The sequence below is a fragment of the Pseudomonas sp. GW821-FHT04D07 genome, assembly GCF_059420225.1.
The window spans coordinates 57,691-66,516 of the sequence record NZ_JBWKTH010000006.1 but is presented as its reverse complement, the minus strand read 5'-3'; the positions used below and the strand labels follow the sequence as shown (position 1 = coordinate 66,516).

Below are 8,826 nucleotides of genomic sequence, written 5' to 3'. Positions count from 1 at the left end.
GTGCTTGCCCGCGAAGCTTTTGGCGGCCTTGAGGGCCTCTTCGCGGGCAAGCACCGCTCCCACATGAAAACAGGTGTCTCACCATAAAGGTTTGCTGAGTCCGAACCCTAAGGTTGGCTTGTCAGCAATCGCCTAGTGCACCACCGCATTCGGCGGCAATTGCCCCAGCCGCTCCGTCAGCCGCAGCCGCTGCAGCGGATCTTCGCTGAGCAGCAGTGCGCGCTCCAGGTCATAGCGTTCGGCCCGTGGGCAATCGAGGCGCTGGTACAGGCTGGCACGGGCCAGGTAGTCGCCGGCATTGGCCTGGCCCAGCTCCAGGACCCGTTCGGCATCCACCAGCGCGCCGAGGAAGTCGTCGTTGGCCTGGTGCAATTGCCGCAGGTTGCGCGACAGGCGCTGGAGCATCTGCATCGGTGTGGCCGTGTCCATGTGTTCGGCCTTCAGCACCGTGCTCGGACCGTACTGGCGGGTCAGCAGTTCGCGGCAGTCGTTGGGATAAAGACGCCGGCCGCCGCATGGGTCGAGTAAATGGTCGGCCCCCGGCACCCGTAGCAGGAAATGTCCGGGGAAGTTCACCCCCACCAGCGGGATCTCCAACTGCCGGGCCAGTTCCAGGGCGATCAGCGCCAGTATCAACGGCTGCCCGCGTCGACGCTGCAGGACCTTGTCGAGCAGCGCCGCGTGCGGACGCAGCGGGATGAATTCGTCCTGCTGGAACCCCAGCTCGTTCAGCCGCCGCAACAGCGGCTGGCCCAATTCGCTGACCGGCAACATCGGCAAGCCGGCGCTGACCCGTTGTTGCAAGTCGCGGAAGTCGCGCAGCACGGCGTCGGGACGGACCTGTGGGTCATGTTCGGCCGCGATCCACAGCGCTGCTTCGAACACCGCGGGCGGGGTGCGTTCCAGGCAGGCGAAAAAGGCTTGGCGGGGGTTCATCGAGATCTCCGGCAGAGTCTCTGTTTTAGCCCCGCGCCGGGCTTTCGTCCAGTCTCTTGCAGCGGTTGAGGGTTATGTCGCAAAACCCGTAAACGCCAAGGCCTTATTCCTGCTTGCTTCTGCAAGCTTTCCTACGAAGCCTATACTCGCTACAGGTAGTATCCAGGGGGCCTCTCGATGTTCGCTCTCATGCAAAGTACTCGTCTTGAGTCATTGCACCTCAGTGTCGATCCGGTCACCGGGTTGAAGGCGGTGATCGCCATCCACAATCGTCGGCTCGGGCCGGCGCTGGGGGGCTGTCGTTATCTGGCCTATCCCAATGACGAAAGTGCCATGGTCGATGCCATCCGCCTGGCCCAGGGCATGAGCTACAAGGCCGCGCTCGCGGGGTTGTCGGTGGGCGGCGGCAAGGCGGTGATCATTCGCCCGCCCCATGTGGAAAGTCGCGCCGCCTTGTTCGAGGCCTTCGGCCGTTGCATCGAGCAACTCGATGGGCGCTATATCACCGCCATCGACAGCGGTACCTCCACCGCCGATATGGACTGCATCGCCCAATACACCCAGCACGTCACCAGCACCACCAGCGCCGGCGACCCATCGCCGCACGCGGCCATGGGCGTATTCGCCGGCATTCGCACCACCGCCATGGCGCGGCTGGGTAGCGACAACCTGGAAGGTTTGCGAGTGGCGGTGCAGGGGTTGGGCAATGTCGGTTATGCCCTGGCCGAGCAGTTGCACGCGGCGGGAGCGGAGTTGTTGGTCAGCGATATCGATCCGGGCAAGGTGCAACTGGCCATGGAGCAACTGGGCGCGCATCCGATCGCCTGTGAAGCCTTGCTCAGTACCCCGTGCGATATTCTTGCCCCTTGCAGCGTGGGCAATGTGCTCACCAGCCAGAGCGTGGCGCAGTTGCGTTGTGCCGCGGTGGCCGGTTCAGCCAGCACCCAGCTGACCCATATCAGCGTCGCCGATCAATTGGAAAAGCGCGGCATTCTTTATGCGCCCGACTACGTGATCAGCTCGGGTGGCTTGATTTATGTCGCCCTCAGACACCAGGGCGAGGAATTGCCAACCATCACCGCCCATTTGTCTCGTATCGGTTCCCGCCTGACCGAAGTTTTCGCCCATGCCCAGGCGGAAAAGCGCTCGCCGGCGCGGGTGGCCGACGAACTGGCGGAGCGCCTGCTTTACCGTTGAGCGAACCGGCGTCCCTATCATTCTGTACCGGCTGAACGCGGTCACTTGTAGGCGCCGGCTTGCTGGCGATGCAGGCGGCGCGGTATTGCAGGGACACCGCGTTGAACCTATCGCCAGCAAGCCGGCTCCCACGGTGCGGCGTGTTATTCGGCTGCAGGGGCCGAGAGCAATTCGCTCAATGCATCCGGCTGGCTCTTGAACGCCCGGGCGAATACATCACGGTTTTTCGCCATGTAGATACCGGCTTCTTCCACCTGCTGCTCGCTCAGCGAGGGCACGGCTTTTTGCAGGACTTCGGCCAACAGCTCGGCCAGTTCGAGCATTTTGTCATGACGGTCAGCTTCGGCTTTATCCATGAACAAACGCTCCAGATCTCGGCTGCTGCGGTATACCACTTCGACGGCCATTCACCACCTCACATGCCTTCACGATAGTTGTGTTTTGCAATTACTGTATTTATATACAGCCAAAAGCATAAGCGAATCCCCAGGGTTTGGGTAGTGGCTTTTTAATCTAGACTAATTCTCGGTTTGTCAGGTGGACTGCGCCATCTTCATCGCGAGCAAGCGTGCGGCCACAGGCCGAGCTCCTCAGCAGAACGTGGCGGCCCTCGCCGCAACGTGTCCCGAAACCCACGATCACCATCTCACCCCCTGTCCCTGGCCTTTTTTCTGCATGCTGGTGTAGAGAGGGACAATGGTCATCTTCCACCCGCATTATCCGATCAAGCCGAACCAAGGAACCTGTACCGTGAAAATCAATTGGGCCGAGAACCTGCGACAAAACGTGCATCAGGTGGCCGAGTCCCTGGGCAACCTGTTCGTCGAGTCGTTTCATTACCTGGCGTTGTTCGCCATTGGCGGGGTCACTGCCTGGGCGGCGGTGATGGAGTTCCTGACGATGATCGAAGAGGGTCATCTGAAGATCGACGACATCCTGCTGCTGTTCATCTACCTCGAGTTGGGGGCGATGGTGGGGATCTACTTCAAGACCAACCACATGCCGGTGCGCTTCCTGATCTACGTGGCGATCACCGCGCTGACCCGGTTGCTGATCTCCAACGTGTCGCACCACAATCCACCGGACATGGGCGTGGTTTACCTTTCCGGTGCGATCCTGCTGCTGGCGTTGGCGATCCTGGTGGTGCGCTATGCCTCGTCGCAGTTCCCGTCGATGAGGATCGAGAATCCGCAACGCAAGACCGGCGAGGGCTCCAGCGAACATCCGGAAGTGGAGAAGGGCGAGCTTTGACACTCTGTAGGCGCGAGCTTGCTCCAGGCGGCGTTCCGACGATGGTCGTCAATGATGGCAGGGCACATCTGATGCCCTGCGGTGTCTGGGCTACCATCGCGAGCAAGCTCGCTCCTACATCTACATCATCAGTTGACCCAGGCGCCGACGCGCAGATGCCAGCCATCGTTATGCCGTTCCCAGTGCGGGTGCTCATAGCGATAACCCTGGCGCACCGGTTCCCAATGGCCGTGCATCGCCACATAGCGCCGCCCGTCCCAATGCCAGTAGCCCCGTGCCCAGACGAAACCCGGGCGATAGGCTGGCTCCACTTCGATCACTTCCTGCGGTGGCGGCTGCGGTGCCACCACTTCCACGTATTGCGGCGCGGGCCGTTCGACCACCACCTGACGGTCGTGAACCACACGCTCCTGTACGCAGCCGGAAGCCGCCACGACTACCGCTGCAAGTGCTGCGTAACGTAAAAACATATTGCCTCCTCGGAATGGTCCGCCTCACGGTGTATGCCCGGCGAACGGGTCGCTGCCGTATTTTTTCACCGGCTACGCTTGTTGTAGCAGTATGTATCTGTCCGGAACCTGAACCCAACAGCGTCTTTTTTGCCGCAAGAGCCGCTTGTCACAGACCTTTGGCAGGATAGAACTGAATGCGCATTTGTCAGCATTGGTACAGCCAGTTCGACAGACACTGGGGATGAAAGGATTACTGCCGTTCCCACCTTTGGAAGCCTCTTGATATGCAAGTACCGGGTGCTGCTCTACGTTGTCTGGGGTTGTCGGTGTTCCTCGTGGCGGGCCTTCCCGCCGTTGCCATGGCGGCGCCTGCCGCACCGTTGAGTCCCGCCGACTCGGCTTGGCTGCGGCGCGACGGTTACGACCTGGATGCGGCGAATGTCGCGCGCTTTCGTGCCATGGGCCGTGCCGGCTTGCTGGAGGCGCAACTGACTGACCGCCTCCGTGATCCGTTGCCGCCGGGTATCGACGCGCAATTGCGGGCGTTCCCGATCCTCGCGCAACCGCTGCAGGCCACCCTGCTCGCCTTCAAACAGGGCCAGGAGCAGCTGCAGTCGATGCCGGACGGCGATGCCAAGGTCGAGGCGAAAAAGGCCCAGCAGCAAGGCCTCAATGACGCCGCCGACCAGGCCCGGCAAATCACCCTGCTGCGGGCGGTCTATGGCAGCAACCAGCTCAAGGAGCAAATGGTCGGCTTCTGGCTCAATCACTTCAGCGTGTTTGCCGGCAAGGGCGCGGTACGCCTGATGGCGGCGGACTACGAAGAGCAGGTGATCCGCCCGCATGCCCTGGGCAAGTTCAAGGACCTGGTACTGGCGACCCTGAAGAGTCCGGCGATGCTGGAGTTTCTCGACAATGCCCAGAACGCCAAGGGCAAGGTCAATGAAAACTACGCCCGTGAACTGATGGAGTTGCACACTCTGGGGGTCGGTTCCGGCTACACCCAGCAGGATGTCCAGCAATTGGCGCTGATCCTTACCGGCGCCGGGGTGAGGCCGCTGGACGGTCGGCAGCAGAAGTTCGGGCCACGGGTGGCACCGTTGCTGGTGAATGACGGGATGTTCCAGTTCAACCCCAATCGCCATGACTTCTCCGACAAGGTGCTGTTGGGCGAACCGATCCAGGGCACGGGTTTCGATGAAATCACTCGGGCGGTCAGCCTGATCACCCGGCAGAAGGCCTGTGCGCAATTTATCTCGCGCAAACTGGCGCAATACTTTGTCGCCGACCAGCCGCCGCAGTCCCTGGTGGACCGCATGAGCGTGACCTTCCAGCGTAGCGACGGCGATATCGCCCAGGTGCTGCGCACGCTCTTCGAGTCGCCGGAATTGCTGCAAAGTGCCGGGAAAAAATTCAAGGATCCGACCCAGTTCGTGGTCTCGGCGGTGCGCCTGGCCTATGACGGCAAGCCCATCGCCAACCCGCGGCCGATGCTCAACTGGCTCAATCAGCTGGGTGAACCGGTGTTTGGCCGGCAGACCCCGGACGGCTGGCCGCTGGACGCCGTCGGCTGGGCCAGTTCGGGGCAGATGTCCAAGCGTTTCGAGATCGCCCGCGCCATCGGTTCAGGCTACAACAAGCTGTTCACCCCGGAGGGCAGTGACAAGGCCCAGGGCGGTTTTCCCATGATCACCACGCCGCTGTACTACGAGGCAATCGGCCCGCATCTGTCGGCTGCTACCACCGCCGCGCTGAATCAGGCCACCTCGCCGCAGGAATGGAACACCTTCCTGTTGTCTTCGCCTGATTTCAACAACCGCTAATATCGTGCTCTTCAGGAAGGTGCCGTGATGAATCGTCGAGACTTTCTGGTTGCTTCGGCAGTCGCTGCCGCGACCTTGCCGACGTTGTCCTTTTCCGGGAAGTTGTTTGCCGCCCCGGCCTCGGCACCGCGCTTTTTGATGGTGTTCCTGCGCGGTGGATACGACTGCAACAACCTGCTGGTGCCCTATGCCAGCGATTTCTACTACGAGTCGCGGCCGACCCTGGCGATTGCCCGGCCCGACCCGCACAACCCCAACAGCGCCATCGCCCTCGACGGCCATTGGGGGCTCAACCCGGTACTACGGGATTCGCTCTACCCGCTCTGGCAGCGCAAGCAGCTCGCCTTTGTGCCCTTTGCCGGCACCGACGACCTGTCCCGCAGCCATTTCGAAACCCAGGACAATATCGAGGCCGGCCTCGCCGGCGATCAGCACGGACGCTATGGATCGGGCTTTCTCGCCCGGCTGGCCGGCGCCATGCCCGGCAGTGCGCCGATTGCCTTTACCGATGCCTTACCTCTGAGTTTCCAGGGCGGCCGGGATGTTCCCAACCTGTCATTGCGCGGGGTCTCGAAACCGGTGTTCGATGAACGCCAGTCCTCGATCCTCGCCTCGATGTACAAGGGCACGACGCTGGCCGCGCCGGTGACCGATGGCCTGCAACTGCGCCAGCAAGTGTCGAAGGACCTGCAGGATGAAATGACCAAGGCCGGACGCGGCGCGCAGACCGCGCAGAATTTCGCCGCGGAAACCCGGCGCATCGCCACCCTGATGCGCGATCAGTATCGGTTGGGTTTCGTCGATGTCGGCGGCTGGGACACCCATGTCAACCAGGGCGGCGTCCAGGGGCAGCTCTCCAACAACCTGGCGAACCTGGGGCAGGGCCTGGCGGCGTTTGCCGAGGCCATGGGCGATCAGTGGAAAGACACTACCGTGGTGGTGGTCTCGGAGTTTGGCCGCACCTTCCGCGAGAACGGCGATCGTGGCACCGATCATGGCCATGGCACGGTGTATTGGGTGCTGGGCGGCAGTGTGCACGGCGGGCGTATTGCCGGCGAGCAGGTGGCGGTGGCGCCCGGCAGTCTGTTGCAGAACCGCGATTACCCGGTGCTGAACAATTACCGCGACCTGCTCGGCGGCGTGTTCGGCCGCACCTGGGGCCTGTCCGCTGCGCAACTTCAGAGCGTTTTCCCCGGCGCGCGCCCCAATGGGTTGCAGTTGGTGTAGCGGCTGCTTAACGAAGTGGCAGGGTCAGTACCCGCCCGGTCGGTGTGACCGGGCGTCCAACACGATGACCGGCACCGCTCCAGACCGGGGCGGGGAGGGTCGCCAGCTTGAGGCTGTCGCTGTCGGTCATGGCCGTGAGAATATCCATCGCACTGTGCCCCTGCTCGATGGCGATGCCGAATTGCACGCTCTGGATCAGGCGTTTCAGGCGCTGCGGATCATTGCGCTGCTCGGCGCTGATCATCCGTTTGGCCACTATCCCGTCGGCGTTGGACAGGGTCAGCATGATGTCGCCGTCCAGTCCCTGGAGGCTGAGGTTGACCCGGTATTCGGGTTGGAAAGCCTCGTTGATCAACTGAAAGGGGTTATCCATGTGTGTCACCACTCTGATCGAAACCTGGATTCATTGACTGCGCGCCGGCCGGATTGGTTCGTCGGTTCCGGACCGGTGGCAGGGCAGGCGCCCTGACCTCATGTCGGAGCGCCATTGCATCGATGAATTTGCAAGGCTTGTGCCGAGTGAACGATCGTTCAGTAGAACCGTCGCGGGTCGGCGTCGATCAGGCTGGCCAGCTTGGTCAGGGCGAAGCGCAATTCGTCGCGGCTGGTGGGCGACATCAGCACGATCCGCACGCTGCGGCTAGGCCCCAGGCGCTCGGCCTGGAACTGCGTGCCGCTGAGCACCAGCACGCCGTTGGCCCGCGCCAGCAGGGTGAATTCGTCGCCGCTCCAGGGCTCGGGCAAGGTCAGCCACAGGTGATAGCCGTGGGGCTGGGTGGCGATTTGCAAACCGCGAAAAACTTCCGCGGCGATGGCCTGGCGCGCGGCCGCTTCGCTGCGCTGGACGGCTATCAGGCGAGTATCCAGCCCTTCGCTGAGCATCATGCTCGCCAGTTGTGCGGTCAGCGGCGACGGCATCCAGATGCTGCTGCGGACCATCGAGGTCAGGCGCGACAGCAGTTTCGGCGGGCTGTACAGGTAGCCGATGCGCAGGGCCGGCATCACCGACTTCGACAGGCTGGTGAGGTACACCGAACGGTCCGGGGCGTAGCTGGACAGCGGTTTGATCGACGGATCGTTGCCGAGGAAACCGTAGATATCGTCGTCGATAATGATGAAATCGAACGCTTCGGCAATCGCCGCGATCTGCGCCCGGCGCGCGGCGGACATGATCGCCGTGGTCGGGTTCTGGCAAGTGGCGACACAGATCAGCAATGCCGGTTTTTCCCGTAGGCAACGCTCGTGCAGGGCCTCGGGAATGATCCCTTCCTCATCCATTTCCACACCGCCGAGCCGCCGCTCCAGGCCATGGGCCAGTGAGATGATGCCGGGGTAGCAGAGCGCTTCGCAGAGTATCAGGTCACCGCTGTTGCTCAGGGCACTCATGGCGACCATCAGCCCATGTTGCGCACCGGCGGTGATCACCACCTGTTGCCATTGCGCATCGGCTACCGACTGGCGCAGCCACTGCGCGCCGGCTTCACGGTGGGCCGGGTGGCCGCCGTCGGGGGCGTAGTCCAGGGCGCGGGCGAAATCCGCGTCGTTGGCCATGTTCACCAGGGCATCGCGCAACTCGTGTTCGAGGGGCTCGCCGTGGGGCTTGATGATCGACAGGTCGAGCAGGTCGGTCGGCCCGGCGCTCAGCAATGCCGGCGCCTGCTGGCGCGCCGCCGGTGTAGCGCCCTGTTCCAGCACATAGGTGCCGCGTCCGACTTCGCCCTGCACCAGCTTGCGCCGCTGGGCCTCGCTGTAGGCGCGGCTGATGGTGCCCGGGGTGACATCCAGCGCCTGGGCCAGCTCACGCAGGGTCGGCAAGCGGCTGCCGACCTTCAGCGCACCGCTGGCAATATCCCGCGCCAAGGCATCGGCGATGGAGAGATACACCGGTTGGTTGAAGTCGCTGAGCCGAGGAACCCACATGCAATGACTACCGATCCTGA

9 protein-coding genes are annotated in these 8,826 nt (G+C 62.8%); 4 read left to right on the top strand and 5 right to left on the bottom strand.

Translation table 11 applies throughout. The features are described from left to right. Nucleotides 1–132: 132 nt before the first annotated feature. On the bottom strand, nt 133–936 hold the full coding sequence (locus tag AC07T0_RS10225; protein ID WP_495001064.1) for a SirB1 family protein: 804 nt from the start codon (nt 934–936) through the stop codon (nt 133–135). A 177-nt stretch (nt 937–1,113) separates the two neighbouring features. On the opposite strand from AC07T0_RS10225, the gene AC07T0_RS10220 reads away from it, so the two are divergent. Then, entirely contained in the window at nt 1,114–2,133 is a 1,020-nt protein-coding gene (locus AC07T0_RS10220; RefSeq protein ID WP_495001063.1) for a Leu/Phe/Val dehydrogenase, read from the top strand. Nucleotides 2,134–2,276: 143 nt separating this feature from the next. Here AC07T0_RS10220 and AC07T0_RS10215 read toward each other — a convergent pair whose 3' ends face one another. Beyond that, nucleotides 2,277–2,540 (bottom strand): YebG family protein, encoded by a 264-nt coding sequence (locus AC07T0_RS10215; protein ID WP_495001062.1) that lies wholly within the window; start codon nt 2,538–2,540, stop codon nt 2,277–2,279. Between the two features lie 343 nt (nt 2,541–2,883). Here AC07T0_RS10215 and AC07T0_RS10210 point away from each other — a divergent pair, with 343 nt between their 5' ends. Then, nucleotides 2,884–3,384 (top strand): phosphate-starvation-inducible protein PsiE, encoded by a 501-nt coding sequence (locus AC07T0_RS10210; RefSeq protein WP_495001061.1) that lies wholly within the window; start codon nt 2,884–2,886, stop codon nt 3,382–3,384. Nucleotides 3,385–3,512: 128 nt separating this feature from the next. Here the strand turns inward: AC07T0_RS10210 and AC07T0_RS10205 are convergent, their stop codons facing one another. After that, a complete protein-coding gene (locus AC07T0_RS10205; protein WP_495001060.1) occupies nt 3,513–3,854 on the bottom strand; it encodes a YXWGXW repeat-containing protein in 342 nt (113 codons plus the stop codon). Between the two features lie 266 nt (nt 3,855–4,120). Here AC07T0_RS10205 and AC07T0_RS10200 point away from each other — a divergent pair, with 266 nt between their 5' ends. Together AC07T0_RS10200 and AC07T0_RS10195 are read left to right on the top strand one after the other, a co-directional pair. Further along, nucleotides 4,121–5,659, top strand: a complete 1,539-nt coding sequence (locus AC07T0_RS10200; protein WP_495001059.1) for a DUF1800 domain-containing protein — start codon at nt 4,121–4,123, stop codon at nt 5,657–5,659. Between the two features lie 27 nt (nt 5,660–5,686). Further along, complete coding sequence (locus tag AC07T0_RS10195; protein WP_495001239.1) at nt 5,687–6,886, top strand: DUF1501 domain-containing protein; 1,200 nt, start codon at nt 5,687–5,689, stop codon at nt 6,884–6,886. 7 nt (nt 6,887–6,893) lie between these two features. On the opposite strand, the gene AC07T0_RS10190 is transcribed toward AC07T0_RS10195, so the two are convergent. Both AC07T0_RS10190 and AC07T0_RS10185 read right to left on the bottom strand, forming a co-directional pair. Next, a complete protein-coding gene (locus AC07T0_RS10190) occupies nt 6,894–7,259 on the bottom strand; it encodes a DUF3509 domain-containing protein (protein WP_495001058.1) in 366 nt (121 codons plus the stop codon). Nucleotides 7,260–7,417: 158 nt separating this feature from the next. Next, nucleotides 7,418–8,806 (bottom strand): aminotransferase-like domain-containing protein, encoded by a 1,389-nt coding sequence (locus tag AC07T0_RS10185; protein WP_495001057.1) that lies wholly within the window; start codon nt 8,804–8,806, stop codon nt 7,418–7,420. Between the last annotated feature and the right edge of the window lie 20 nt (nt 8,807–8,826).